Origin of the sequence: Aciditerrimonas ferrireducens, from assembly GCF_023130475.1 — a bacterium.
Lineage (GTDB): Bacteria > Actinomycetota > Acidimicrobiia > Acidimicrobiales > UBA8190 > Aciditerrimonas > Aciditerrimonas ferrireducens.
This window is the reverse complement of sequence record NZ_JAKHEX010000022.1, coordinates 1-25,679: the sequence shown is the minus strand read 5'-3', so window position 1 is coordinate 25,679 and position 25,679 is coordinate 1. Positions and strand designations below refer to the sequence as shown.

21 protein-coding genes are annotated in these 25,679 nt (G+C 73.1%); 11 read left to right on the top strand and 10 right to left on the bottom strand.

Annotation, left to right across the window (positions count from 1 at the left end):
* Positions 1-3 precede the first annotated feature (3 nt).
* The 5 genes from Acit_RS10755 to Acit_RS10735 all read right to left on the bottom strand — a co-directional run bounded on the left by Acit_RS10755 (position 4) and on the right by Acit_RS10735 (position 5,892).
* Positions 4-915 carry a TIGR01777 family oxidoreductase gene (locus Acit_RS10755; RefSeq protein WP_248108955.1) on the bottom strand — a complete coding sequence of 304 codons (912 nt, stop codon included), beginning with the start codon at positions 913-915 and terminating at the stop codon, positions 4-6.
* 221 nt (positions 916-1,136) lie between these two features.
* Positions 1,137-1,772, bottom strand: coding sequence for a class I SAM-dependent DNA methyltransferase (locus Acit_RS10750; RefSeq protein ID WP_248108954.1), 636 nt, complete (start codon positions 1,770-1,772; stop codon positions 1,137-1,139).
* Positions 1,756-3,078, bottom strand: a complete 1,323-nt coding sequence (locus Acit_RS10745) for an MFS transporter (protein WP_248108952.1) — start codon at positions 3,076-3,078, stop codon at positions 1,756-1,758. The genes Acit_RS10750 and Acit_RS10745 overlap by 17 nt, the downstream gene beginning before the upstream one ends.
* A 76-nt stretch (positions 3,079-3,154) precedes the next feature.
* Positions 3,155-4,042 carry an ABC transporter ATP-binding protein gene (locus Acit_RS10740; RefSeq protein ID WP_248108951.1) on the bottom strand — a complete coding sequence of 296 codons (888 nt, stop codon included), beginning with the start codon at positions 4,040-4,042 and terminating at the stop codon, positions 3,155-3,157.
* Positions 4,043-4,308: 266 nt separating this feature from the next.
* Complete coding sequence (locus tag Acit_RS10735; RefSeq protein ID WP_248108949.1) at positions 4,309-5,892, bottom strand: sigma-70 family RNA polymerase sigma factor; 1,584 nt, start codon at positions 5,890-5,892, stop codon at positions 4,309-4,311.
* Positions 5,893-6,405: 513 nt separating this feature from the next.
* Here Acit_RS10735 and Acit_RS10730 point away from each other — a divergent pair.
* Both Acit_RS10730 and Acit_RS10725 read left to right on the top strand, forming a co-directional pair.
* Positions 6,406-8,094 carry a hypothetical protein gene (locus Acit_RS10730; RefSeq protein WP_248108947.1) on the top strand — a complete coding sequence of 563 codons (1,689 nt, stop codon included), beginning with the start codon at positions 6,406-6,408 and terminating at the stop codon, positions 8,092-8,094.
* Entirely contained in the window at positions 8,091-9,170 is a 1,080-nt protein-coding gene (locus tag Acit_RS10725; RefSeq protein ID WP_248108946.1) for a class D sortase, read from the top strand. The genes Acit_RS10730 and Acit_RS10725 overlap by 4 nt, the downstream gene beginning before the upstream one ends.
* Positions 9,171-9,533: 363 nt before the next feature.
* Here the strand turns inward: Acit_RS10725 and Acit_RS10720 are convergent, their stop codons facing one another.
* Entirely contained in the window at positions 9,534-10,064 is a 531-nt protein-coding gene (locus tag Acit_RS10720) for a hypothetical protein (RefSeq protein WP_248108945.1), read from the bottom strand.
* A gap of 350 nt (positions 10,065-10,414) precedes the next feature.
* Here Acit_RS10720 and Acit_RS10715 point away from each other — a divergent pair, with 350 nt between their 5' ends.
* The 9 genes from Acit_RS10715 (at position 10,415) to Acit_RS10675 (ending at position 20,720) form a co-directional block, all read left to right on the top strand.
* On the top strand, positions 10,415-11,146 hold the full coding sequence (locus tag Acit_RS10715; protein WP_376746049.1) for an MlaE family ABC transporter permease: 732 nt from the start codon (positions 10,415-10,417) through the stop codon (positions 11,144-11,146).
* A gap of 107 nt (positions 11,147-11,253) precedes the next feature.
* Positions 11,254-12,096 (top strand): MlaE family ABC transporter permease, encoded by an 843-nt coding sequence (locus Acit_RS10710; RefSeq protein ID WP_248108943.1) that lies wholly within the window; start codon positions 11,254-11,256, stop codon positions 12,094-12,096.
* Positions 12,093-13,448: an MCE family protein gene (locus Acit_RS10705; protein ID WP_248108941.1), complete on the top strand. Its 1,356-nt coding sequence runs from the start codon at positions 12,093-12,095 to the stop codon at positions 13,446-13,448. Before Acit_RS10710 ends, Acit_RS10705 begins: the two co-directional genes overlap by 4 nt.
* Complete coding sequence (locus Acit_RS10700) at positions 13,445-14,713, top strand: MlaD family protein (RefSeq protein ID WP_248108939.1); 1,269 nt, start codon at positions 13,445-13,447, stop codon at positions 14,711-14,713. The genes Acit_RS10705 and Acit_RS10700 overlap by 4 nt, the downstream gene beginning before the upstream one ends.
* The gene (locus tag Acit_RS10695) at positions 14,710-15,984 is read left to right on the top strand and encodes an MCE family protein (RefSeq protein WP_248108937.1); all 1,275 of its coding nucleotides are present in this window, start codon (positions 14,710-14,712) and stop codon (positions 15,982-15,984) included. The genes Acit_RS10700 and Acit_RS10695 overlap by 4 nt, the downstream gene beginning before the upstream one ends.
* Entirely contained in the window at positions 15,981-17,402 is a 1,422-nt protein-coding gene (locus tag Acit_RS10690) for an MCE family protein (protein WP_248108936.1), read from the top strand. Before Acit_RS10695 ends, Acit_RS10690 begins: the two co-directional genes overlap by 4 nt.
* Positions 17,399-18,427 carry an MCE family protein gene (locus Acit_RS10685; protein WP_248108935.1) on the top strand — a complete coding sequence of 343 codons (1,029 nt, stop codon included), beginning with the start codon at positions 17,399-17,401 and terminating at the stop codon, positions 18,425-18,427. The genes Acit_RS10690 and Acit_RS10685 overlap by 4 nt, the downstream gene beginning before the upstream one ends.
* Complete coding sequence (locus Acit_RS10680) at positions 18,424-19,905, top strand: MlaD family protein (RefSeq protein ID WP_248108934.1); 1,482 nt, start codon at positions 18,424-18,426, stop codon at positions 19,903-19,905. Before Acit_RS10685 ends, Acit_RS10680 begins: the two co-directional genes overlap by 4 nt.
* Complete coding sequence (locus Acit_RS10675) at positions 19,902-20,720, top strand: hypothetical protein (RefSeq protein WP_248108932.1); 819 nt, start codon at positions 19,902-19,904, stop codon at positions 20,718-20,720. The genes Acit_RS10680 and Acit_RS10675 overlap by 4 nt, the downstream gene beginning before the upstream one ends.
* Here the strand turns inward: Acit_RS10675 and Acit_RS10670 are convergent.
* The 4 genes from Acit_RS10670 to Acit_RS10655 all read right to left on the bottom strand — a co-directional run bounded on the left by Acit_RS10670 (position 20,696) and on the right by Acit_RS10655 (position 25,365).
* On the bottom strand, positions 20,696-21,520 hold the full coding sequence (locus Acit_RS10670; protein ID WP_248108931.1) for a RecB family exonuclease: 825 nt from the start codon (positions 21,518-21,520) through the stop codon (positions 20,696-20,698). The two genes, Acit_RS10675 and Acit_RS10670, sit on opposite strands and share 25 nt — an antisense overlap.
* A 59-nt stretch (positions 21,521-21,579) precedes the next feature.
* The gene (locus tag Acit_RS10665; RefSeq protein WP_248108929.1) at positions 21,580-22,758 is read right to left on the bottom strand and encodes an acyltransferase family protein; all 1,179 of its coding nucleotides are present in this window, start codon (positions 22,756-22,758) and stop codon (positions 21,580-21,582) included.
* A 104-nt stretch (positions 22,759-22,862) separates the two neighbouring features.
* Positions 22,863-23,762: an alpha/beta fold hydrolase gene (locus Acit_RS10660; RefSeq protein WP_248108927.1), complete on the bottom strand. Its 900-nt coding sequence runs from the start codon at positions 23,760-23,762 to the stop codon at positions 22,863-22,865.
* 34 nt (positions 23,763-23,796) lie between these two features.
* On the bottom strand, positions 23,797-25,365 hold the full coding sequence (locus tag Acit_RS10655) for a GGDEF domain-containing protein (protein ID WP_248108925.1): 1,569 nt from the start codon (positions 25,363-25,365) through the stop codon (positions 23,797-23,799).
* Between the last annotated feature and the right edge of the window lie 314 nt (positions 25,366-25,679).

Below are 25,679 nucleotides of genomic sequence, written 5' to 3'. Positions count from 1 at the left end.
GGATCAGTCGGCCAGGGCCGTGGCCAGGGCCCCCTCGAGGGTCGGGTCCTGGAACGCGAAGCCGGCCTCGACCAGGCGACGGGGGAGGACCCGCTGGCTGGCCAGGAGGGCCTCGTCGGTGAGCTGGCCGCCGAGGGCCAGGCGGAGCGCGCCCCGGGGGACCCCGAGGCGGGCCGGACGCTTGAGGACCCGTCCGAGGGCCTGGGTGAACTCGGCGTTGCGCACCGGGGTGGGTGCCGTGAGGTTGACCGGACCCTCGAGCTCGGGTCGGTCCAAGCAGGCCAGGATGGCGTGGACCTCGTCGCGCAGGGTGATCCAGCTGAGCCACTGCCGACCGTCGCCCAAGGTGCCGCCGAGCCCGAGGCGGAAGAGCGGCAGCTGACGCGCCAGGGCCCCGCCTCGCGCCGAGAGCACCACGCCGGTTCGCAGCAGGACCACCCGGGCGCCGGCCTCGGCAGCGGGTGCCGTGGCCGCCTCCCAGGCCTGGCAGACCTCGGCGAGGAAGCCCGTCCCTGGGGGACTGGTCTCGTCGAGCTCCTCCTCGCCGCGGTCGCCGTAGTAGCCGATGGCCGAGCCGCTCACGAAGACGGGGGGCTTCGCACGGCCCGAGGAGCCCACGGCCGCCAGCGCTGCGGCCAGGGTCGAGGTGCCCTGGACCCGGCTGTCCCGGATCTCCTGTTTGCGCTGGGGCGTCCAGCGCTGGTCCCCGATGCCGGCACCGGCCAGGTGGACCAGGCCGTCGACCTCGGCCAGGGCCTCCACGGGCGCCTGGCCGGCGCGGGGATCCCAGGTCTGCTCGTCGGGGGCGCCTGCCGGGCGGCGGACCAGGCGAAGGACCTCGTCCCCCCTGGCTCGGAGCGCCTGGATCAGCGCGGTGCCGATCAGGCCACTCGATCCGCTCACCGCGACGCGCATCTGGCTCAGCTCCGCTGCCGGCGCGCACTGGCGTGCCCGCGCCGTTCGTTGTGGGAGCCTGCGAACGACCGACCGCCCCGGGGAGCGGGGCACCGGGGGTTGCCCACCTAGGACCTCCTTCGTGGCCTCGTGCCTGCGCCCCCCCGGCTGGGGCCCGTCGCTGGGCAGCCTACGGGCACCAGGCAACCGTGTCGATCATCGGAGAGCGGACCGCGGTCTGGTCAGGGCCGAGGGCCGTCAGGGTCGGCCGAGGGTCGACGACCGAGCAGCACCAGGTAGTCGCCCGAGCCGTCGAACGGCTCGCCCTCCCAAGTGGCCAGCCGATCCTCGATGTCCAGACCGGCCGCTTCGAAGGCCGTTTCCGCCTCGCGCCGAGCTGGGGGGTGGAACGGGCCGAGCAGCCCGGCTGAGGGACGGGCGCCGGTGGCCAGCTGGAAACCGGCGACGAACCGGCCGCCGGGGACCAGGGCCGCGGCCACCGTCTCGGCCACCGCCGGGAGGGTTCCGGGCGCCAGGAAACAGAGCACGTTGCCGGCCAGGACGACCAGGTCGAAGGGCTGCTGGGCGAGGCCCTCGGCCAGGGCCGGGTCGGCCAGGTCGGCCAGGAGGAAGGGCACGTCGGGCGCCTTGCGGCGGGCGACGGCGAGCATCTGGGGGTCCCGGTCCACGCCGTGGACCTCGTAGCCCCGGCGGGCCAGCTCGATGGCCACCCGGCCCGTCCCGCAGCCGGCGTCCAGGACGCGGGCGGGCGGGCCTCCGAGGAGCCGGTCCACCAGGTCGGCCTCGCCGTGCAGGTACTGGCCCCGGGCCGCCAGGGCGGCGAAGCGGGCCTCGTAGGCCTCAGCGTGGTCTTCCACGGGACCAGCTTGCCCGGTGAGCGCTCGGTACCGGGGTCGGCGCAGGGGTGCGCTCGTCGGGCCCCGCTGTCCCCTCGGCCAGGGGGGCCCAGCGGGAGACCAGCCCCCCGAAGGCGGCGGCGACGGCGAAGAGCAGGAGACCCGCGCCGGGTCCGCCGAGGGCTGCGAAGAGTCCGTAGCCCGTGACCCCGAGGATGCCGCCCAGCCGGCCCCCGGCTTGGCTGAGGCCTTGGCTGGTGCTGCGCACCGTGGTGTCGAAGGCCTCGGCCGGGCCGATGACGGTGACCTTGTCGGGCCCGGCGGCGCCCACGAAGTAGGCGGCGGCCAGCAGGGCGCCGACGGCCACCGCCGGGACGTGCGGCCCGGCCTCGAGCAGCCAGACGCCGAGCCCGCCGAGGCAGAGGGCCCGCAGGACGAAGCCCGCGACCTGCAGGTGCCGGCGCCCGAGCCGCTCGATGCCGAGGACCGTGAGCAGGGCTGCCGGGATCGTCACCGCCTTCACGGCGGTGGCGGCCAGGGCGCCGGACGCCGCGGTCGTGCCGAGGACTCCGGCGAGGAGCAGGGGCAGGACCAGGCCGAGGCCCTGGTCGCCCACTTGGTACGAAAACGTCGCTGCGGTCGAGGCCAGCAGGCCGTCGTGCCGGAGCCCCCGGCGGGTCTCGGCGAGGATCTGGCGAACCGAGGGGAGCCGCAGCACGTCCCAGGTGGGCGACTCGACGAGCTGGCCACGCAGGAGTACGACAGGCAGGGCGAGGAGGGCCCCGAGGCCCAGCACGACCCGCCAGCCCTCGGCGGGGTCGAGATGCAAGAAGAGTGCGCCGGCGCCGTAGGCCGCCAGGGTGCCGAAGTTGGCGGTCAGCATGATCCACGCCATGGTCGGGCCCCGGGCCTGCGCGGGCGCGGTCTCGGCGACGAAGGGGAAGACCACGGCGAAGTCGGCCCCCGAGGCGAGGCCGGTGGCGAGCCGGGCGGCGGCCAGCACCCCGAAGTCGGGGGCCAGGGCTGCGGCGGTGGCGGCGAGCACGAAGAGGACCACGTCGGCCACGACCAGCCGGCGCCGGCCGTAGCGGTCGGCGAGGACCCCGGTGACGAGGGAGCCGACCAGCATGCCGAGGAGCGTCAGCGTGCCGAGGGTGCTGAGCACCGGGGTGCTGAGGTGCCAGCGGTGCCGGAGGGGGTCGAAGGCGACCGAGATGGCCCCGAGGTCGTAGCTGGAGACCAGGATGCCGAGCCCGGCCACCACGGCCTGGAAACGCCAGCCGGGGGGGCCGGTGCGGGCAGGCTTCTGGCTCGCCCTCGCTGGCACCCCAGCGATCATAGGGCAGCCGAACAAAACGGTTCAGGCAGGCCGTTCCACGGCGTGGCCCCGGGAGGCCCGGGGCTCAGCTCCGCCCGGCGGCCGCCCGCAGGGGAAGGGTGGCGGTGACCGGCGACCCGACGCCTGAGGACGGGCCCTGGGTGCTCGGGGTGTCGGCGTCGGCCATCTCGTCCATGCCGATGGGGCCTTCGGCCCGGCCGGCCAGGAACTGCTGGACGATGGGGTTGGGGTCGGCCACCATCTGCTCCTTCGGCCCGAAGGCCACGAGCCGGGAGCGGAAGAGCAGGCCGATGTAGTGCGCGGTGCGCATGACCGACTCGATGTTGTGGGTGATGACGAAGAAGGTTGCGCCAGTCTCCTGCTGGGCGGTGTTCACCAGCTCGTCCAAGTAGGCCACCCGGACCGGGTCGAGACCGGAGTCGGGCTCGTCGAAGAGGATGATCTCGGGGTCCAGCACCAGGGCCCGAGCCAGGCCGGCTCGTTTCCGCATCCCCCCGGAGACCTCCCCGGGCAGCTTGTGGAGGTGGGCCACGAGACCCACCAGCTCGGCCTTCTGCAGGACGGTGGCCCGGATCTCGCGCTCGGTCTTGTGCGTGTGCTCCCGAAGGGGGAAGGCGATGTTGTCGTAGAGGGACATCGACCCAAAGAGGGCTCCGTCCTGGAACAGCACGCCGAACTTCCGCCGGATGCGGTAGACGTCGCGCTCCCGGACCCCCACGATCGGTTCCCCGTCGACCAGGATCTGGCCGGCTTCGGGCTTGAGCAGACCGATGATGACCTTCAGCAGGACCGACTTCCCGGTGCCCGAGGGGCCGAGGACGGCGGTGGTCTTCCCCCGGGGCACGTCGAAGGAGATGTCCTGCAGGACGGTGTGCGAGCCGAACCGCTTCGTCACCCCTTGGATCGAGATGATCGCCGGGGGCTGGACGAGGGTCGGGGTGGTGGTGCGCACATGGGAGGAACGCTCCGAGTCGGCTCGGCTTGCGGTCCCAGGCGGGTCACCGCCGGCCCCTGGGGCTTCGCCCGCCCCGGCCTGGTCCGCCGGCCCGTTTGCGCCCGGTTGGAGGTCTGCGAGCGCGTCGGCGAGCGGACCAGGGGGCCGAGGTCCCCGGCTTGCCGGTGTCTCAGCGCTGCTCTCGATCGTCCCGGGTTCCGCCGCCGTCGCCGGTTCGGGCTCGAAGCGTCGTCGTCGCCACGTCATGGACGTCCTTCGCCGATCTAACCGCAGCTGCTCGTGGTGCCCCCCAGCAGGCCACCGACCAGGGACTCGGTCGTGCAGCTCAGCGTGCCGAGCGTCGATCCGAGCGAGCTGCCCGAGCTCCCCGAAGTGGTCGGCGTCGTGCCGCTCCCGCTGGCCGAGCGGGTCAGCTGGCTCCCCGCTGCGCTCACCGCCGAGCCGACGGTGCTGACCGTCGACCCGAGGGCGCCCACGACCTGGCCGACCGTGGACCCTGCCTGCTGCACCGTCGATCCGACGGCGCTCGTGACCCCCTCGAGCGGGCCGCCCAGACTGCTGAGCGTCCCGCCCAGGGCGCTCGTCGTGCCGCTCACGGTGCTCCCGAGGCCGCTCACCGTCGAGCCGAGGCCCTCGACCGTCGAGCCCAGGCCCGAGGTCAGCCCCGAGACGGTGCCGGCAAGACTCTGGCTCCCATCGAGCGTGCCGACCAGGTTGCCGACCGTGTGACCGAGGGTCTGGGTCAGGCCGCCCGCGGTGGCGGCGAGCCCCGAGGTCGTGGCCGCGAGGCCTTGGCTGAGCGAGCTTCCGGCCCCGTTCGTGGTTCCGCTGGCCGGCGACGCCGAGGATGTTGAAGTGCTCGCCGGCTCGCTCGGGCTGGTCCTCCCCGCAGATTGTCGACCGGCGGCCGCCTGGTCGGCGGTCCCGGCCCCTTGTTGCGCGGTCCCCGGTTTCGGGATCGAACGCACGGTCGGAGTCCGAGCAGCCAGACCGCTAGGTGCCACCCCCGTCCCTGGGGACGGCGCCGCCGTGGCGGGGGCGGCGTGGTGGGGTGTCGGGCTCCCCAGGACCCCGGTGCCCAGCACCACCCCCGCGCCGAGGGCAGCGGCGGTGGACACCGCTGCCGTGGCCTGGAAGAGCGGCTGCTGGGCCACGTGGTGGGCGAGGCGTCCAAGGCTGCGCAGCCAGCGGCGCAGGGCCGTCAGGCCGAGGAGCCCAGCCAGCACACCGGCCAGCCGGCCACCGGTGCCCGCCACGGCGCTGAACTCCCGCTTGAGGGCTTGCCGGGCCCGCCAGAGCAGGGCTTCGACGGTGCTGACCCCGACGCCCTCGTGGTCGGCGATCTCTTGGTAGGAGAGGCCCGAGGCCTCCCGCAGCTCGAGGACCCGGCGATGGCGGTCCGAGAGGCGCTGGAACGCCTGGGCCACGAGGTCGGTCTCGGCGGCCGCAAGGAGCCGGGTCTCGCCGTCGTCGTCCTGGCTCGGCAGGTCCCGGGTCCGCTCCAGCTCGGCCATCGGGGTCGCCCGGTGCCGGCGCCGGAGGACGTCGGTGCAGAGGTGGGCGGCGATGACGGACAACCAGGGGTAGAACCGGCGTTCCCCGCCGAAGGTCGGCAGGGCCCGCCAGGCCCGGGCGAAGGCCTCCTGGGTCACGTCCTCCGCCTCGTGGATGTCGTGGAGCCGCTGCAGACAGAACCGCAGCAGCCGTCGGTAGTAGCGCTGGTAGAGCAGGTCGAAGGCGGCCTGGTCCCCGGCCTGGGCCCGCTCGACCAGGACCCGGTCGCGCTCGAGGTCCACGTCGTCCACCCGCCCTGGCCCGGCGGCCCTGCTCGTCGTGAGCACCGTCACCCCCCGCACCCCCTGCGCTCGGGCGCATCCTGCGCCGTGGTCTGCCGGCCTCCGTCGCCGAGGTGGTCGGGGAAGCGGTCGTGGGAGCGACCCGCGACCACGCTCGGTCTCTGGTTTGTCGTCATCCTACCCCATCTCGTCACCGAACGGCAGAGACGGAGCGTGACAAGAACAGCGAAATTCGGCCCAGGACGTTGATACTCTCACTCTTTTCATGTGTGCTTATGCTGTTTCGCTCCACTTGCAACTGGAACGAGGTGACGGCTTGCGCGACGCCTCGGAAAAAAATGTTCGACCGACCGCAAGGTTGCCCACGCTGCGCGGTTCCCCCGTCGGGCAACTTCGGCCGGCATCCAGACCACGCCCAGCGGGGTCATTTCGGGGGGCCGGTCCGACCCGGCAGACGACCAGATCGAGCCTGGAGGGACCGAGATGCGACACGACGAGCAGGGGATCGGGAGGCAGCCGCAGGCGGGAGGTGCCAGACGGGCCGGGTGGCCGAGACGGGCCCTGGTGGCCCTGAGCGGTGCAGCCCTCGGCCTGGTGGGGGTGGGCGCGGTGGCCCTCCCGGCGGCCCACGCCGCCACCACGCCGGCCTACACCGCCCAGGCCACCGGGCAAGGGGCGCAGATCGACCTGTTCGGCACCGAGCTGACCGGGGCCAGTGCCACCGTGGCCGTGGACACCACGGCCCCCTCGGTCCAAGCCAGCGGCTCGGCCACCTTGACCCCAGGACTCGTCGAGCAGGTGTCGGCGAGCGCGAACGCGGACGGCGCTTCGAAGGACGAGCCCTACACCTGCACCCAGGGTGGGGGGACGCCGGCGGGGACCCCGGTGGGGGCCAGCCTGGGCCTGGCCTGCGCGGGGGCTTCGGCCAGCCTGTCGAGCGCTGGGGTGCCCTCGGGGAGCGCCGAGGGCCGGGTCACCGGCGTGGACGCCTCGGTCACGGGGCTGCTGGGCGAGATCCTGAGCAGCGGGGGGAACACCCTCGTGAACGGCCTTGAGCAGCTCCTCGGCCAGTTGAACGCCACCCCCTTGGGCACCGGCACGGCCAGCTGCCCGAGCGTGACCAGCTCGTCGAGCGGCTCGAGCGGCAACCCCTTGAGCAGCCTGCTCGGCAGCCTGGGATCCTCGAGCAACCCGCTGACCCAGGTGCTCGGCTCGCTCGGCCTGGGTGGATCGGGTTCGAACCCGCTCTCGGGGCTGACCGGGTTGCTCGGCGGGCTCGGCGGGTCGGGCAACCCCCTCTCGGGCCTGACCAGCGGTCTGACGGGCGGTCTGGGCGGCAGTCTGAGCGGATCGGCCAATGGGAGCGGCAGTGGGCTGAGCTTCACCCCGAGCAGCACGGGCTCGGGGAGCAGCACCCCGCTCTCGGGCCTGCTGGGCAACCTCATCCAAGGCCTCTGCCAGACCCTGGTCAACGTCCAGCGGGTGGCGTCGAGCGCCACGAACACGCTGACCCAGACGGTGACGGTGCACCTCGGGCCGGTCAGCGCCAACGTGAACGGCACGGACTCGGGGACCGCGACCGCCAGCGCCAGCGGGTCGACCGCTGACGTCGCCATCCTGCCCGGGGTCGGCTGCGACGCGGCCAGCCTGACCGCCTGCGTGAGCGACCCGAGTACCTACGCGGCGCCCCTCATCGAGATCCAGGTCGCCCCGGCCAGCGCCTCGGACAGCTACGACGGGTCGAGCTGGACGCCCTCGGCGACGGCGGCCCTGGCCACCATCGACCTCAACATCCCCGGGTTCCGCCAGCAGATCTCCCTCGCCCCGGGCCAGGCCCAGACCCTGCTGGCCGGCACGCCCCTCGAGACCGTGGTGGACCTCGGCTCCACCTCGGTGCAGGGTTCGAGCGCCCAAGCCGAGGGGGCCAGCATCGACCTGCTGAAGGGGGTGAACGGCGGCATCCTCTTGAACCTCGGCTCGGCCAGCGTGACCGGGGGGACCGGGACAGCGACCCCGCCCAAGACCAGCCCTGGCGGGGGCAGCTCGAGCACCGGGGTGACCAGCCAGGTCACCACGAGCCCCACCGGTGCCCAGGTGACCAGTGCCACCAGCGTCCACACCGGGGCCTGGTGGGCGGGTTCCCTGCCGTACCTGGCCGGGGCGGCGGGTCTCGGCGGCCTGCTGCTCGGCTGGCCCCGGCTGCGTCGCAGCGGCCGCTTGGCCCGGCTCCTCGCCCGGTCGGCACGGCGATGACACGGCGAGCCCGGGTCGTGCTCGGCCTGGTGCTCGTCTGGGGGGCCCTCGGTGTCCTCGGCTACCGCCTGGGGTGGGAGCTCCACCTCAGGCGGGGCCAGGCCACCTTGCTGCAGCAAGCCCGGACGGTGGACCGAGCCTCGGAGGAGCCAGGGGGCAGCTGCAGCGGGACGCAGGTCACCCCCGTCCTCGACGGGCAGCTGGCCGGGGTGCTCGACATCCCCTCCCTGGGGGTCCAGGCTCCCGTGGAGAGCGGCACGAGCGACGCCGTGCTGGCCGTGGCCGTCGGCCACTTCGACGGCTCGCCCTGGCCGGGCCAGCCGGGCACGGCAGCCCTGCTGGCCCACGACGTGAGCTATTTCGCCCGGATCGACCAGCTCCAACCGGGCGACACGCTCCAGTACCAGTCGGGCTGCGTGACCGTCACTTTCCGGGTGGTGGGGCACCAGATCGTCCACGACGGGGCTCCGCTGCCCGCCGTGCCGGGGAGCGGCCTGGACCTCGACACCTGTTGGCCCACCGACGCTCTGTGGTTCACGCCGGACCGCTACGTGGTCGAGGCGCAAGAGGTCGGGATCTCGGTCGGCAAGCCGGCGCCGGTGGTCGGCCCGACGGCCACCGTGGCCTACCGCTCCTCGGCCAGCCCGGCCCTGGCGGCCACGGGCCTGGCCCTGACCCAGAACGAGGAGCCCATGGGTACCTTGCGCATCACCGGGTCGCCCTCGCAGGCCTGGTCCCAGTCGCCGGGTCCCCTGGCCGTCCAGGTGGCGGCCCTGGCCGACTACTTCGGCGGCTATCACGCCGCCGAGCGAGACGACCAGGCCTGGTGGGCCTCGGTGGCTCCGGGTCTGGCCATGCCTCCTGCTCTCGTCGGCGCACAGCCGCTCCTTTCGGACGCCAGTCCGCTGAACGTGACCATCCAGGCCAGCGGTGACGAGCCCCAGACCGTCACCCTCCAGACCACCCTGCCCCTGGCCGGGGGTTCGGCTCCCGGTCGCTATGCCATGACCGTGACTGAGGCCGTGCACGGCACGACCCTCGTCATCACCTCCTGGGAGGCCAATCGTGTCGGATGACGTCATCGCCCAGGTCCTCCGGGACCTCCTGTCCCCGGCGGCCCATGCCGGCTCGGCGGCACCACACGAAGCACCGCTGGTCGAAGCGACCAGCACCGGCGCAGTCCCCCGGGCCGGCCACCGGGGCCGGCGCGCCGGGATCGTGCTCGCAGGGGGTGCGGCCAGCCTGGTGGTCGGCGCCTGGATCGGGGGCGCGTGGCAGGGCGTGCCCCCATCGGCCGAGCCGCTGGCCGCCGCCGGCCGTCCCGTGGTCCGGCCGCTGGCCGGAGCCTCTGGCGCCGCCGTCCTCCGCGCCGCCGATGTGGCAGCTCTCGCCCCGCTCCCGGTCTCCTCGGCCCGGGCCGGTCGAGCCAGCGGTGTGGGTCACCAGACGAGCTCGCAACGCCCGCCGGTCCAACCGAGGATCTCGACCGGCACGCCCCTCTCGGGAGGGTCCGCTGGAGCCGATCCGCGGGTCCTCCCCGAGGTGACGACCACGGGGAGCGGCTCGGCCTCGGGGACGAGTGCTGCGCCCCCTCGGTCCGTAGCCCAGACGGACGGTTCGGGCTCTTCCTCCTCGGGGGCCTCCTCGTCGGGGAGCTCGTCGTCGGGGAGCTCGACCTCGGCCGGCACGGCCACCTCGTCGAGCAGTGGCCTGGCCGGCGCGCTCGGCAGCACCGTCTCGGGGCTCGTGCAGGGAGTCACGGGGACGGTCGGGTCGGTGGTGGGGTCCGTGACCCAGGGGCTCTCCGGGGTGCTCGGATCCACCGGGTCCTCGAGCAGCGCCGCCGGGAGCGCAGCGGGGACCACCAGCACCAACGACCCGGCGTCCGGAAGCGGCAGCAGCGCCGCAGGCCAGGCGGTGGCCTCGGTCGGCAGCGCCGTGGGTGGGCTCGTGCAGGGAGTGACCGGCACCCTGGGCTCTTTGCTGGGCGGCCTGTAGCGGCGCTCGGCCGGCTGACGCTCTGCGCTGGCACAACGGCCGGCACGGTCCGCGGGGATCGTGGACCGCAAGGTTGGGGGACCTCGAGCGTTCCCAAGGGTGCAGGACGGCGGAGGGGGGCGCCGTCGGGCTTCCCCCTCGACCGCTTGGATCCTGGGCGGCCGGCCCAGGACCAGGACCGCACGTTCAGGACCGCAGGTTCGGGACTGGGAGAGGAGAGGGAGCCGAGGTGGCAGGCCTGAGCAGCCCCCTGGGGGCCACGGAGCAGGTCGGGCGCCGGATCGGGCAGAAGGCGGGCACCGCCCTCGGTGAGGTCGGGGCCATGTTCGCCATGGGCCTCGAGGCGCTCCGGCAGCTGTTCCGCCGGGGCATGCCGATCGCCGAGTTCTTCGACCAGTGCTGGTTCTTGGCCCGGGTCACGACCCTGCCCCTGATCCTCGTGTCCATCCCCTTCGGCATGGTCATCGCCCTCGAGGTCGGGCAGCTCCTCCAGCAGATCGGGGCCCAGTCCCAGCTGGGGGCCGCCATGGTCCTGGCCGTGGTCCGCGAGGAGGCCCCGGTGGCCACCGCCCTGCTGATCGCCGGGGCGGGGGGCTCGGCCATGTGCGCCGACCTCGGGTCGCGCAAGATCCGCGACGAACTGGACGCCATGCGGGTCATGGCCATCGACCCCATCCACCGCCTCGTCCTGCCCCGGCTGGTGGCCGCCACGGTGGTGGCGGTGCTCTTGGACGCCGTGGTGAGCGCGGCGGGCATCCTCGGCGGCCTCTACTTGGGCGTCCACTCGATCCACATCACCCAGGCCAGCTTCTTCGCCACCTTCTCCGAGCTGGCCCAGCTGGCCGATCTCTGGATCGCCCTGTTCAAGGCCGCGGTCTTCGGCTTCCTCGCCGCCATGGTGGCCTGCTACAAGGGCCTCTACGCCAAGGGGGGCGCGAAGGGCGTCGGCGACGCGGTGAACCAGGCGGTGGTCATTACCTTCATCCTGGCCTTCGTCGTGAACTTCGTCCTCACGGTGTTCTACTTCAACTTCATCCCGCAAAAGGGGATCTGATGGCGCCGGCACCCCCTCCCCCGCCTCCCGAGGCCGCCGGCGCGGCGGTCGTCACTGCGGCGCCCCCCAGCGCGCCTGCGGGCCCGCCGGCGACGCCGCGGACCCCTGTGGCGACCCGGCTCGGCCGGCGGGTCCACGGGGTCGGCGAGCAGGTCGGCGCGACGGTCAGCCTGATCGCCGACCAGGTGCTCTTCTACCTGAAGGCGCTCTGGACCTTGCCGAAGGGCCTCCGGCACCGCCAGGAGATCCTGGCGCTGCTGACCGAGATCGCCATCGGGCCCGGGGCCCTCATCGTAGGGGGCGGGATGTTCTTCGTGGTGATGAGCATCTCGTTCTTCACCGGGACCGAGGTCGGCCTGGAGGGCTATGCCGGGCTGCAGCAGATCGGGGCCCAGGCCTTCACCGGCGTCATCTCGTCCCTGGCCAACACCCGGGAGATCACCCCCCTGGTCGCCGGGGTGGCCCTGGCGGCTCAGGTCGGGGCGGGCTTCACGGCGCAGATCGGCGCCATGCGGATCTCCGAGGAGATCGACGCTTTGGAGGTCATGAGCGTCGACAGCTTCACCTACCTCGTCTCGACTCGGATCTGGGCGGCCCTCATCTGCATGATCCCCCTCTATCTGGCGGCGCTCTTCGCCAGCTTCATCGCCACCCAGCTGGTCGTGACCCTGTTCTTCGGCCTCTCGCCGGGTGTCTACCAGTACTACTTCCACCTCTTCCTGCCGCCCATCGACATCGCCTACTCGTTCGTGAAGGCCATGGTCTTCACGGTCGTCGTGGTCATGATCCACTGCTACTACGGCTACCGGGCGAGCGGCGGGCCGGCGGGCGTCGGGGTGGCGGCCGGCCGGGCCATCCGGGCCTCGATCATCTCGGTGGTGGTCCTGAACCTCCTCCTCACCTTCCTCCTCTTCGGCGGGGTGAACGTGACGGCGAGGTTGGTCGGATGAGGCCCCGGCACTGGTGGTCCCGGCTGCTGGTCGCCCTCGTGGCCCTGGCAGTGGCCGTCGCGGCGGTCGACGTGGTGCTGCGGTTCTCGAACGGGGACTTCAGCGGCGACTATGCCCTTACGGCCTCGTTCCCCGAGGCCAGCCACGGCCTGTTCCCCGGCGCCGAGGTCGTCTACCGCGGCGTCCAGGTGGGCCGGGTCCAAAGCGTTCGGCTGGTCGACCGCCGGGCCCTGGTGACCATGGCCATCGAGCCGAGCTTCACGGTGCCGAGGGACGCCAGGGCCACCATCGAGCCGATCAACGTCTTCGGGGCCGACGAGGTGGCGCTGTCCTTCCCGGCCGGCACCGGCGCCCCGGCGCTCCCCGCCGGCGGGCGAATCCGGCTGACCAGCGTGCAGCCCGGACTCAACGGCCTCTTCGCTGCCGCTGAGCCCCTCTTGAACCAGGTGAACACCGAGAACCTCGAGACCGTCCTGGCGAACCTGGCCGAGGCGGCGAAGGGCGAGGGACCGACCATCGCCCGGAGCATCGACGAGGGGGCCAAGCTGGCGGCGTTCCTCGACGAGACCCTCCCCGCCCAGCTCACCGCGCTCGACGCCCTGAACGGCTTCGCCGGGGCGATCGAACCGACCGCGGGGTCGCTGAACGCCATCAGCACAGCCTCGAACGAGTTCTTCCCCACGCTGGTGGCCAACCGGGCGGCCTACGCCAAGCTGCTCGCCGACGTGGCCCCCTTTGCGGACAACCTCAGCCAGTTCCTCTCGGGCTACCGGCCGGACATCGACCAGCTCCTCGCCCAGGGCGACGACATCGCTCGGCTCGTGGTGGCCGACCAGCAGGACCTGGGCCAGCTCATCGACGGGCTCACGGTCTACGAGGCGAAGTTCGCCAACGCCGTGGACCCGGCCGAGACCCTGCCGAACGGCACCCACTTCGGCTACTTCGACATCTTCGTCGAGCTGGGCAGCATCACCCAGCTGGTCTGCTCCCTGCTGCACCCCCAGCTGCCCAACGTCTCGTTTCTCGCCCCGCTCCAGCAGGCCCTGACGGGCGTGGGCAGCCTGATCGACTGCGGCGCCCCGAGCCCGACGAACCCCGTGGTCGACGGTTCGAGCGCCACGTCCACGCCCTCGGTGGCCCAGGCTGCCCGGCACCTCTCGACCCAGCTCTACGGCATCCTCGGCCAGCCCGTGCCGGCCTCGAGCATCGGCTCGACCAGCGGCTCGAACGGCGGCCAAAGCAGCTCGAGCGCTCCGAGCGGCGCCGCTGCGAGCCAGGGCTCGACGCCGGCGGCCAGCGGGTCGTCGTCCTCGACCGACGTCTTGAAGTCCGTCCTGGGGGGCCTGCTGTGAGCCTGGCCCTCGTCGGCCCGGGGGACGGCGGCCGCTTCCTCGGCCGGCTCCGCCAGGCGGCCCGCCGCTCGGGGCTCCTGCGGGGCGTGACCCTGAAGGTCGTCCTCTTCGCCCTGGCCTGCCTGCTCATCGTGGCCGTCCTGGCCGCGAAGCTCGGCAACATCCAGTTCTTCGCCCACCGTGTCCGGTACCACGCGGTGCTGACCGACGCCACGGGCCTCCAGCCGGCGGCCGACGTGAAGATCGCGGGGGTGACGGTCGGGGAGGTCGACAGCATCCGGGTCCGCCACGGCCTGGCCGACGTGACCTTCTCGGTGAACCGAGGGGTGAAGCTCCCGAGCGACACGAAGGTCGGGATGCAGTGGCAGAACGTCATCGGCAACCAGTACCTCTACCTCTACCCCGGGACCTCGCCGGTGGACCTCCGGCCCGGGGCGACCATCCCGGCAAGCCAGGACGTAGCCAGCCCGAACATCGGGGCGTTCCTCGACGCTTTGGAGCCGGTCCTCTCGGCGGTCCAGCCGAAGGAGGCGAACAAGGTGGTCGTGGCCTTCGCCCAGGCCCTCTCGGGCAACGAGGCCCAGTTGAACCAGCTGATCGACTCGGCCGCCTCGGTCTCCTCCACCTTGGGTTCCTTGAACGGCCAGGTCGGCCAAGTGATCTCCCAGCTGGACCAGGTCTTCACGGCCCTCTCGCAGCGCAGCGCCGACGTGGCCCAGCTGATCGACCACCTCGACACCATCGGCCAGTCCCTCGCCCAGAACAACGGCCTCCTGGACCAGACCATCGGGAACTTCGCCACCGCGGCGAAGGAGATCGCCGAGCTCGTCGCCCACACCCGGGGTGACCTCTCGGCCTCCATCGGCCAGCTCGACCAAGTGGCGGGCACCATCGAGGCGAACGACGGCAGCCTGGCCAAGGGGCTCTCGACCATCGGGCAGGGCCTGGCCCCCTACACGCTCATCTCGAACTATGGCCAGTGGTTCCAGGTCCGGGCGGTCTACACGTGCCTCGCCGGGGAGCAGGTCTGCAGCTACTACGACCCGACCAGTCCCCCCGCCGGCTCCGGACCGCTCGGCAGCCCGCCGCTCAGCTTCCCGGCCCTGCCCGGTCTCGGCACCTCGAGCGGTTCGGCCACCAGCACCTCGGGCACCGGCGGGTCGGGGGCCCCGACGAGCGCCCTCGGGCCGAGCGGCCTTCAGGCCCTCTCGGGCCTGGCGAACCTGCCCCTCGCCGGCGCCCTGAGCGGGGGAGGGGCCGGATGAAGGCGTTCACCGAACGGAACCCCCGTCGGATCGGGGCCGTCGCCGTCGCCGTCATGGTGGCCCTCGCGGCCGGCGTCTTCTTCTTGAACCGCTCGATCTTCACCTCGACCTACACCGTCGAGGCCCGCTTCTCGAACGCGGCTGGCCTCGGACCCGGGGCGGCGGTGACCGTGGCCGGGGTGCAGGTGGGCACCGTCCGGTCGGTTCGCCTCGACGGCAACAGCGTGCTGGCCACCATGTCGGTGAATCGGTCGGTGACCCTGCCGGCGCAGACCGCGGCGGCGATCGAGGTGGAGACCGTGCTCGGCGTGCTCGACGTGGCCCTCCAGCCCCTCTCGGGCTGGGACCACCCGCTGCGCAACGGGGCCCTCATCACCGACACCTCGGTGCCGGTGGAGTTCCAGAACGTGGAGAACACCGGCGGCCGACTGCTGGAGCAGTCCGACGTCCACGCCCTCAACCAGCTGCTCACCGCGGTGGCCGACATCGCCAAGGGCAAGGAGGCCCAGGTGGCGCAGATCATCAGCGGCCTGGACCGCTTCACCGGGGTGATCGACGCCCGCAGCAGCGAGGTGAGCCAGCTCATCGACGCCGCCCAACGCCTCTCGGCCACGGTCGCCCAGCACGACCAGCAGCTCTCCGGGGTGGTGGCCAGCCTGACCCAGGTGGTCCAGGGCCTGGCGGATCGCTCGGGGCAGCTGGCCTCGTTGATCCAGGACACCGACCAGCTGGCCTCCCAAACGGCCAGTCTCATCGGCCAGAACCGGCCCCAGCTGCAGCAGCTCCTGGACCGGTTGCAGAGCGTCCTCGGGGTGGTCGCCGCCCACCAGGACGACCTGGCCGAAGCGGTCTCCTACCTCGACTCGGCCATCACCGGGTTCGCCTCCATCGGCTATTCGGGGTCCACCCCGCTGCCCTGGGCGAACATCTACTTCGACGTCCTGGGCTCCACCGGCGTGAACGAGCTGCTCGGGAGCTGCGACAGCGTGGTGAGCTCGGTGCTGCGAGCCACCCTGGGGCCCGACCCCCTGCCCTGCAGCGAGCGGGTCGGGCCACCGATCACCTCGACTTCGGGGCCGGTGATGTCGGCGACGCCGAGCAGCTCGACGCCGGCCAGCCAGGCCGTCACCGCTGGCCAGGGCACGAGCGCCGGGGCGACGAGCGGGTCCTCGAACGGCGGCACAGGGACGAGCAACGAGACCAACGGCGCCAACGTGCTGCTCACCCCCCTGGGCCAAGTCCTCGGCGGGCTTCTCGGAGGTCTCGGATGAGCCGCCAAGCCCGGCGCCGGCTCCTGTCGGTCCTCGTCGGGCCGCTGGTCCTGGCCCTCTCGGGCCTGGGCCTCGCCGCCTGCGGCAGCGGGGGGAGCGGCAGCACCATGCGGGCCGTCTTCGCCTCGGCCGACAACCTCTACACCGGGAACCCCGTCGAGGTGCTCGGGGTCCGGGAGGGGACGGTCACGAAGGTCGAGCCCGACGGCAACGCCGTGCTCGTCACCTTCCACCTCGACCCCGGGGTGCGACTCCCGGCCGACGTCGACGCCACCCTGGTGAACCCCCAGGTCCTCGGCACGCCGTCGGTCGAGCTCGGCCCCGGCTACCAAGGCGGGCCGAGCCTCGCGCCGGGCAGCACCATCCCCGAGAGCCGGACGGTGGTGCCGGTCTCGATCAACCAGCTGCTCGTCCAGCTGCAAACCGCCCTCCGGCAGATCAACCCGCAGGCGGTCGGCGGCACGGTCTCGAGCCTGGCCCAGGACCTGGCCGGCCAGGGCCTGGCGCTGCGGACCCTCATCGAGCAAGGGGCCGGCACCCTCTCCCTGCTCGCCCAGAAAGGCAACCAGCTGGGCCAGCTGGACGGCTCGCTGGCGGCCATCACCGGCACGCTGCGCCAGCAGACCAGCCAGCTGACCACCCTGTTGCAGGACTACGACACGGTGGCCGGGGTGCTGAACGCCAACCGCCAGCCCCTGGCCCAGGCCATCGAGGCCCTCGCCCAGATGAGCCAGCAACTCGCCCTCCTCCTCTCCCCGAACCTCGTGCCCCTCCAGCAGGACATCGCCACCATCACCCAGGTCGGGCGGACCCTGGACCGCAACCTGCCGACCCTCGACCAGCTGCTCTCCTCCTCGGACCGGCTCTTCGCCGGCGCCCAGCGGGCCTACGACCCGGTCCACAACTGGCTGAACCTCAACATCCAGCTGGACGGCAACGAGACTGCCGGGCAGGAGGTCGGGCTGGTGCGGGACCTCCTCGCCTCCATCTGCCGGCGGGTCCTGGCCAACCACTCGAGCGGCCTCTCCAGCCAGGAGAAGAGCACCCTCAGCACCTGCGGCAACCCGGCCTCAGGGTTCTTCGACCCCATCCTCGGCCTGGTGCCCGAGCTCCTGGCCGGCCAGGCGCCGTCGGCGCCGAGCGCCCAGCAGCTGCTGAACGACGGCCTGGCCGAGATCCCCGGCCTCTCGAGCAGCCAGCGCGGCGCCCTCAGCCAGCTGAGCCCCAGCCAACTGGCCGCAGCCGGGGCCACCAGCGGGGCCACGAGCGGGACCGGGTCGAGCGCCGACTCGGTCGAGGCACCGACGGCGCTCCACCCGGCTGCCCCGGTGGCGCCGCCCTCGAGCGGCGGCGGGCTGCTCGGCGGCCTGCTGCAGAGCCTCTTGGGGGCACTGCTGCCGATCGGGGGTGCGTGGTGAGCGGCCGGGTCGGCATCCAAGCCGGGAGGGCTCGGCGGTGCGGGTGGCGGGTCCTCGGCGCCTTCTCGGCGCTGCTGCTCGCCGGGGTCGGCCTGACGGCATGCGCCAGCGGGGGATCGGGGAACGGCTCGCTGACGGTCTCGGCGGTGTTCTCCGACGTCCACAGCCTGACCACCGGGGCCTCGGTGCAGCTGGCCGACGTGAACGTCGGGCAGGTCACCGGCATCCACCTGGACGGCGACCGGGCCCTGGTCACCATGGCGGTCCGCCGCAGCGCCGAGGTCCCGGCGAACGTGACCGCCGAGCTGGAGCAGACGACCATCCTGGGGCAGTACGTGGTGGACCTCGTGCCCGAGGGCCGACCGGTGGGCCTCCTGGCGAACCACCAGCGGATCGCCCGGACCGAGGTGGTGCCCGGCCTCCAGGAGCTGGTGCAGAGCGGCACCGAGGTCTTCGGGGCCATCTCGGCCGCCGAGCTGAGCTCCCTGATCGACAACAGCGCCGTAGCCTTCGGCGGCCAGGGGAGCACCATCCGCTCCCTCCTCGACGACTTCGGCACCGTCCTCGCCGGGTACCAGACCCAGACCACCCAGATCCGTCAGCTCATCGACCGCCTCGACGCCTTCTCCGCCGGGCTCGCCCCGAACGCGCAGCAGGACGCGGCGGCGGTGTCCCAGCTGGCCCAGGCCACCTCGGTCCTGGCCCAGCAGTCGAACCAGTTCGTGAGCCTCCTGCGGTCCCTCGACACCCTGGCCACCCAGACTCGGGCCATCTTGGACACCGGTCTGCCCGACATCGAGGACCAGGTGGCCGCGCTGGAAGCCACGGCCTCGCAGCTCGCGGCCCACCAAGCGGCGCTCGCGCAGCTCCTCCAGGAGGTGCCGACGGCCAACACCAACTTGGCCAGCGCCACCTACCAGCATGAGGTCCAGATCCTCCAGAACATCATCGTCTGCGGCGTGCCGGGCCTCGGCGAGGGCAACGCGCCGACGAACACCTGCACCCCGAACGGAGGTGGGTCGTGAGGGTCACCCGCCGGGTCCTCGTGAACCTCGTGGTCTTCGGGCTCGTGGCCCTGGCCCTCGTGGCCTACGGGGTCTTCGACCTCCTCGGCAACCCCTTTGCCCCCACCACCACCGTCTCCACGGTCCTGCCGAGCGCTGCTGGCCTCACCCCCGGCTTCTCGGTGGCCTACGACGGCATCGTCGTCGGCTCGGTCTCCCGGATCAGCCTGGTGCGAACGGGCGCCAAGGTCACCATGACCATCGACCCTGGCGAGCACGTCCCCGCGGACGTGGCCGCCCGGGTGGTCATCGCCAACACCCTCGGCCAGCAGGAGATCGAGCTCGTGCCCGATCGCGGGGCCGACCTGGCCGGCTCGGCCCGAGCGCCCGGTGGGGTGACGACGACCGCCGAGCTCGCGCACCGGGACCTCTTCAACGGCGAGGTCCTGCCGGTGGCCCCCGACAGCGAGCCGGCGAACGTCGGCACCCTGGTCGCCGAGGCCGCCCACCTCCTCCAGGCCATCCCGCCGGGGGACCTGAACAGCCTCCTCGAGCAGGCGGCCCTGGCGGTGAACGGGCAGGCCGACAACCTGCGGACCATCGCAGCCGCCTCGGCTGCCTTCTCCGAGGAGTTCCTCGCCTACCAGCACCAGTTCCAGCAGCTCCTCCAGAACGCCCCGCCGGTCCTCCAGACGGTCACCGCCAACGCCAGCGCCCTCCAGCAGGGCCTGGCGGCCACGGCCAGCCTCCTGGCCGAGCTGGCGGCCACGAAGCAGAACCTGGTGAACCTCCTCCAGAGCGCCCCCGGGGCCGCGACCCTCGGGAACGACCTGGTGGTCCAGAACCGGGCGAACCTGAGCTGCCTGGTCCACGACCTGGCCGACACGGTCACCAACCTGTCCAGCTCGCCGAACTTCTCCAACCTGGCCACCTTCCTGGCCACGAACCACACCTTCTTCTCGATCGTCCAGGCGGTCACCCCAGCCGGGCCGGCGAAGGCCCTGACGGCGGGGGACCAGGCCCGCCAGGACCAGGTCCAGTTCCGCGAACGGCTCCTCCTGCCGCCCCAGAGCCCCCCGGCCGAGCAGTACGCCACGCCGAAGGGCCTCGGCACCATCCGACCCGGAGCAGCCTGTGAGAGCGCCTTCGGGCCCGGGGTGCCGGCGGTCAGCCAACCCGGGTTCCGCCCGGCGGACGGGGGGACCCTGGTGCCGGCCACTGCCGCCGAGGCGTCCGTTCCGGCCACCGGCCAGATCCAGCCGGCCCCGGCCAGCACGGCCACCGCAACCGCCGACCAGCTTCCTACGCGTCCTGTATCGTTGTGGCCACTGATTGTGGCAATAGGGGGTGTTGGGGGGGTCATGCTGGTGGTGACCCGCCGACGCAATGTCCGGGTCGCTCAGGCCGCGCGACCCGGCCAGCGGGCCGTGGCCGAGGCGCGGCGGGGTGCCCGGCATCGGCTTTGGATGCGGCGACATCGGCAAGGAGGGAGACCATGACCACGGACGAGTCCCGCACCGCCCCCGACGAGGACGGCACGGCACGGGGGTCGCTGGCCGGCCCGGTCGGCGGCGGGGTGGCCGTGGTCGGGGAGCGCCGTCCTCGCCGGGTCCAGGACCCGGTGGCCAGCCGCCGCGCCGAGCGGGCGGGCGAGGGCCTGGAGCAGGAGCCGGACGAGGGGGACCCGAGGGCGAGCGCGTCGGGGCCATCGCCTCTCGAGGCCGGTCCGGCCGATGAGCCGGGATCGGGCCGCGGAACCGACGGGCCCCGGACCGCCCGGACCGTGCGGCGCTCGGCGTTCCTCGCCGCCCTGGCCGCGGCCGTGCTCTGTGCCCTCGCCGCCATCGGGTTCGGCCTGGCCTGGGCGAACCTCGAGGGCACCCAGCAGGCCACCAGCCAGGTCGAGGCGGTCAGCCGAGCCTTCGTCCTCGACCTCACGAACCTCACCCCCCAGACCGTCGACCAGCGCATCACCGACCTGCTCGCCGCCTCGACCGGGAGTTTCGCCAACCAAGCCCGCTCGTTCTTCGACAGCGGGAGCCCGCCGGTGCGCGACGCCCTCATCAGCGCCAAGGCCGTCGAGCAGGGACAGATCCGTTCCCTGGCGGTCGAGCAGGTGAACGGGTCGACGGCCTCGAGCTTCGCCGTGGTCGACGTGAGCTACACGAACGACAAGCTCTCCAGCCCCCAGTCCGACGTCCTCCGGCTCCAGCTCGACCTGGTCAAGACGGCGGCCGGCTGGCGGGTCTCGAACGTCACGGTTCTCGACGGGGCTACCGGCGGGGTCCTTCAAACCCCGGGCAGCGGCGGCTGAGCCGAGGCCGACCCCGAGGCGCTGAGCGGGTGCGCGCCCTGGGCAGGGCAGCGGTCCCGGAACGCACAGAACCGGCAGAGCACCGAGGGTCGGGGCCGGAAGTCCTCGCGCTCGCAGGCCCGTTCGATGGCGGCCCAGACGGCCAGGGTCCGCCGGCGGGTCGCGACGGTCTGGCGCTGGTCCACCGGGCTTTCGACCACCACGGGGCCTCGCAGGTAGACCAGGCGGACGGCCGCAGGCACGACCCCCAGGACCTGCTCCACCAGCAGGGCGTAGAGCCGAACCCCGGCGAGGCGGGCCTGGTCAGCACTGGCCGGCGGCACCCGGCCCGTCTTGTAGTCGACCACCACCAGGCGTCCGTCCTCCTGGCGGTCGAGTCGATCGATGACCCCCCGGAGGCGGACCCCCTCCACCGGCGCTTCGACCGTCAGCTCCACGCCGACCACGTCGGCCGCATCGGGGTTCTCCACCGTCCGCAGCCGACCGACGAGCGCCGCGGCCTCCGCGCGCAAAGCCCGCTGCTCGTCGTCCGGGAGAGCCAACATGGCGAGACTGGCCTGCCAGCTCGGCTCCGCCCACGCGGCCTCGAGGGCCTCCGCCTCGGCCGAAGGCGTTCGCTGGCCCGCGGGCCGCTCCCAGAAGAGCAGCTCGAGGCTCCGATGCACGAGGGTGCCGAGCAGGCTGGCCCGGGTCGGAGGTTCGGGCAGGTGGTCGAGGACCCGGAAGCGGAAGGCCAGGGGGCACTGACCGAAGGCCTCCACCTTCGAGGGGGTGAGCGATCGCGGGACGGCCAGTGGCACGGTCGCAGCCTAGGGGAGGGCTGTGACCCCGCCACCGACCCGGCTGGGGGCCGGCGAGCTCAGCGGGCCAGGTGGCTGGGGGTCGGGGCTGGGTCGGGGAGGCTCGTCAGGCGACGCTTCAGGCCGAGGGCCCGCTGCTCGACCAGCCGCCAGGACAGCTCGGCGGCGGCCAGGGTCGACACCAGGGCGAGCACGACGCCCGGCGTGCCGAGCGAGCGGAACCAGGTGAGGAAGACGTAGTGCCAGAGGTAGAGGGCGTAGGAGCGGCTGCCCAGGTAGCCGAGGAGCCGACCCGAGAGGAGTCGGGCGAGGGGGCCGGTCGGTCGGGTCACCGCTGCCAGGACGAGCAGCGGGGCAGCGAAGGTGGCGACCACCCAGCGGGCCAGGAAGGCGCTGGTGGCGTTGGTCGGGCCGAGCACAGCCCCAGCAGCCGACCAGGGGCCCGCAGCCCAGAGCAGGCCGAGGCCGGCCAGCCCGGCCAAGACCAGGGTCGGTGCCTGCTGTTCAAGCCAGCGCAGGCCGCCGCGGGCCCAGGTCACCGCCAGGGCGCCGCCGAGGAGGAAGGCGGCGGCCCGGGTGTCGGTCCCCATGTAGACCCGGAGCTCGCCCTGGCCGTGGTGGTAGAGGAGGAACACCTCGAGGAGGGAACCGGTTGCGAGGGCGAGGGCCGCTGCGGTCACCGCCCGGAGCCGCCAGGCGCAGAGCGCGACCACCAAGGGAGCCCAGACCAGGTAGAACTGCTCCTCGACGGCCAGGGACCAGAGGTGGCCGATGGCCATGTAGTGGTGGAACAGGGCCAGGACCTCGGCCCAGTTCATGAAGTAGCAGGCGGCCACCCAGACGGCGTGGAGCGCGGTGTGGAGGGGCTCGGGGCCGCCCGGCCCGCCCTGGGGGACCGACGTGGCCCAGGGGAAGCCGCCAGCCACCAGCATGACGAGCAGCCAGGTCGCCAGGAAGAGGTAGAGGGCCGGGAGGAGCCGCAGGGCTCGGCGACCGTAGAAGCGGCGAAGGGCGACCCGCCCGGTCGTGAAGCGCTCCCCCACGAGCAGGGAGGTGATGAGGAACCCCGAGAGGGCGAAGAAGACGAACATGGCGACCGCTCCGGGATCGCCGCCGGCCGCGAGCGCCGCATGGCCGACGAAGACACCGAGGAAGGCGAGGGCCCGGATGCCGTCGAGGGGCGGGCGGTGGCCGAGCAGGCGGACCCGCGGCTCGGGGTGCTGGTCGGCGGCACGCACGGGAGGCCAGCCTGCCGGGCGCGCCTTGGAGAACCGTGGGAATCGGCTTGCGAGCCGATGAAGACGCGAGGTGTTCCCGGACCGTCGCTGTCGGTGGTATCGACTCAGGAGCCAAGGGCCCGAAGGAGGACACCAGCGACCGCCCTCGGGTCCTCCAGGGGACCGAAGTGGCCGAGGCCCGGGAGGACGACAACCTCGGCCTCTGGCAGCCGAGCGGCCATGGCCTCCAAGGCGGCCGGGCCGAAGGCGTCGGTGTGCTCGCCGCAGACCAGCGTGACCGGGCAGCGGATCGCCGGAAGGAGCTGCCAGGCCCGGTGGGCGAAGCCGAGGGCGTACACCTCGGCCTCGTCCTCGGGCCGGCAGCGCAAGGCCAGCCCTCCCGAGGGGGTCACCTCGAAGCCGTTGTCGACGTAGCGGGCCAAGGCCAGCGGGTCGACCCCTGAGAAGGGCGGCTTGGCCCCGAAGTTCGCCAAGGCCTCCTCGCGGGATCCGAACTGGCGCCGACGCCTTCTCGCCCCGAGGGAGAGCCGGTTGTCCGGCACGCCGCCGGGGACCGGTTCGGCCAGGGCCGGCACCACCGGCTCGAAGAGCACCAGGTGACGGAAGGTCCCGGGACGGGCAGCCTCGGCGAGCAGCAGGACCGCCCCGCCGAAGGAGTGCCCGAACCCGGCGGGCGCCTCGAGGCCGCAGGCCCGGAGGACGGCGAGGGTGTCCTCGGCGGCCCGCTCCCAGCGGAGGTCACCGTCGGCGGGCCGACCCGAGCGGCCGTGCGCCCGGGCGTCGAAGGCCACCAGGCTGGCGGTCGGCTGCAGCTGCTGGGCCATGGGCTCGAGACAGGCGGCGCAGAGTCCCGTGGCGTGGAGGGCCAGGACCGGCGGTCCGTCGCCGAAGCGGTACACGGCCAGGGGCAGGCCGCCGGCGCCCTCGACGCTGACCCAGGGTTCGGCGACCCAGGGCTCAGGCCAGGGTCGAGGGACGGCGGTCGTCGGGTCGGGTGCCGGCACGGCCCGACGCTACCCGGCCCTGGTGCCGGATCGCTCAGGGCTCACAGAGCACCGGGCTGGCCACCACCAGGCCGTTTCGACCACGCTGCTTGGCCTGGTAAAGGGCGTGGTCGGCCCGGTCCAGCAGGTCCTCGGCCGACTCCTGGCCGTCCCAGGAGGCCAGTCCCGCCGAGACGGTGACCCCGGAGCCGGCCACGGCACCGGCCACGAGGGCCCGAAGGTCCTCGAGGAGCTCCTGGGCCCCAGCCTGGTCGGTGGCCGGGAGCAGGAGGCAGAACTCGTCGCCACCGTAACGGCAGACCAGGTCGGTGCTGCGGACCCGGCTGGCCAGGACGGCGGCCACGAGCCGCAGCAGGTGGTCCCCCTCGAGGTGGCCTCGGCTGTCGTTGAAGGCCTTGAAGGCGTCCAGGTCCACCATGGCCAGGCAGAGAGGGCTGCCGCTGCGGGCCGCCACGGCCAGGGCCTGGGCGAGCTCGCGGTGCAGTCGGCGACGGTTCGCCAGGCCGGTGAGCGGGTCGGTCTCCGATGCCCGCCGGAGCTGCTCGAGGTGGAACAAGCGGGTGAGGACACCCAAGACGGCGTCACCGACGGCACCGGCCAGCTCCCGGGGGAACTGGCGGGCGAAGCCGGCCAGGGGTTCTCGGTGCTCGAGGACCAGGACCAGGGGACCGGCGTCGTCGAAGCCCACCGGCAGGACCCAGCGGCTCGGTTCCAGCACCGGCGCGCCCGACGCGGCCCGACGGACCACCGGATCGCCCCCGGCGAGCTGGTCGGCGAGGTCAGCGGTCCAGCTGCTCAGCGCCCGGCTGGAGATCTCGGTGGCGGCTTCGGGGCTGGCGGCCAGCGGCTCCCCCGAGGCCGGCTGGGCGTCGGCCAAGGACCAGCGCCGACGCACCCGGCCGTCGGCGTCGACCGCCAGCAGCTGGGCATCCACCGGCAGGACCTGCCCGAGGCCGCCCAGACAGCGCCCGATGCCCTCCTCGAGATCCTCGACCGGGGCCAGCTCGTCGACCAACCGCTGCAGGGCGCCCCGGGCCTCGTTCCGGGCGCGCAACACCCCGAAGACCAGGCCGGCGATGGCGTCGACCACCACGACCACCCAGGCGTAGACCACGACGGCCAAGACGTAGGCCGCACCGTGGTGGACGCGCAGGGCCCATTCGGTGCTGGCCACTGCGACGACGGTGGCCAGCACGATCACCCGCCGACCCGCCACGTTCAGGCTCACCGCGCAGAACACCGGGACCGTCACGAAGATCGGCAGGTAGAGCTCCCGGGCGCCGTCGCCGGCCACGTTCGCCAGCCCGGTCGAGGCCAAGCAGGCCAGGGAGAAGACCAGGATCGGCCAGCTCGGGGGCTCGACCACCCCCTTGCGCTGGAGCTGGACGACGAGCACCGCGGTGTAGACCATGGCCCCCGCAACCAGGGCCCCGGCGATGGCGACCAGGGTCCAGTCGACCCGCACCCCGTGAGGGATAGCCATGGTCAGGTCCACCACGGCAGCTGTCGAGAGGGCCAGGGCCGCCAGCTGGGTGCCAAGGCGCGCCTGCTCGCTCGAGAACTGGCTGGCGTACTGCACCGACCAGGACCGCCGACGGGCCATGGCGGAGCATCGACGGGGGGCGCTGCCGGGTTGACCGGCGGTGGGGTGACCGTTGGGACACCTTGGGGTGCTCGTGGACGAACGGCCCGACGCGATGGGGCCCGGGGTCTTGGACCCCGGGCCCCATCTGCCACCTAGTTGCCGCTGTCCGGGTCGCTGGCTAGGCCACCGTCCCGGCGGTCTCGGGGTTGCCGCCGGCGTGGAGCTTGGCGAGCTCGGCGGCGACCATGCGTTCGTGGGCTTCGGCGTCCTCGCGGGCCTTGCGGGGCCGCCAGCGGCCGCTCATGACGAAGATCAAGGGGATGAACACCGCT

Excerpts from the sequence above, each read along its gene's own strand:
- Acit_RS10695 (WP_248108937.1), top strand. The coding sequence starts at position 14,710 with ATGAAGGCGTTCACCGAACGGAACCCCCGTCGGATCGGGGCCGTCGCC.
- Acit_RS10755 (WP_248108955.1), bottom strand. The coding sequence starts at position 915 with ATGCGCGTCGCGGTGAGCGGATCGAGTGGCCTGATCGGCACCGCGCTG.
- Acit_RS10690 (WP_248108936.1), top strand. The coding sequence starts at position 15,981 with ATGAGCCGCCAAGCCCGGCGCCGGCTCCTGTCGGTCCTCGTCGGGCCG.
- Acit_RS10705 (WP_248108941.1), top strand. The coding sequence starts at position 12,093 with ATGAGGCCCCGGCACTGGTGGTCCCGGCTGCTGGTCGCCCTCGTGGCC.
- Acit_RS10715 (WP_376746049.1), top strand. The coding sequence starts at position 10,415 with ATGTTCGCCATGGGCCTCGAGGCGCTCCGGCAGCTGTTCCGCCGGGGC.
- Acit_RS10725 (WP_248108946.1), top strand. The coding sequence starts at position 8,091 with ATGACACGGCGAGCCCGGGTCGTGCTCGGCCTGGTGCTCGTCTGGGGG.
- Acit_RS10675 (WP_248108932.1), top strand. The coding sequence starts at position 19,902 with ATGACCACGGACGAGTCCCGCACCGCCCCCGACGAGGACGGCACGGCA.
- Acit_RS10655 (WP_248108925.1), bottom strand. The coding sequence starts at position 25,365 with ATGGCCCGTCGGCGGTCCTGGTCGGTGCAGTACGCCAGCCAGTTCTCG.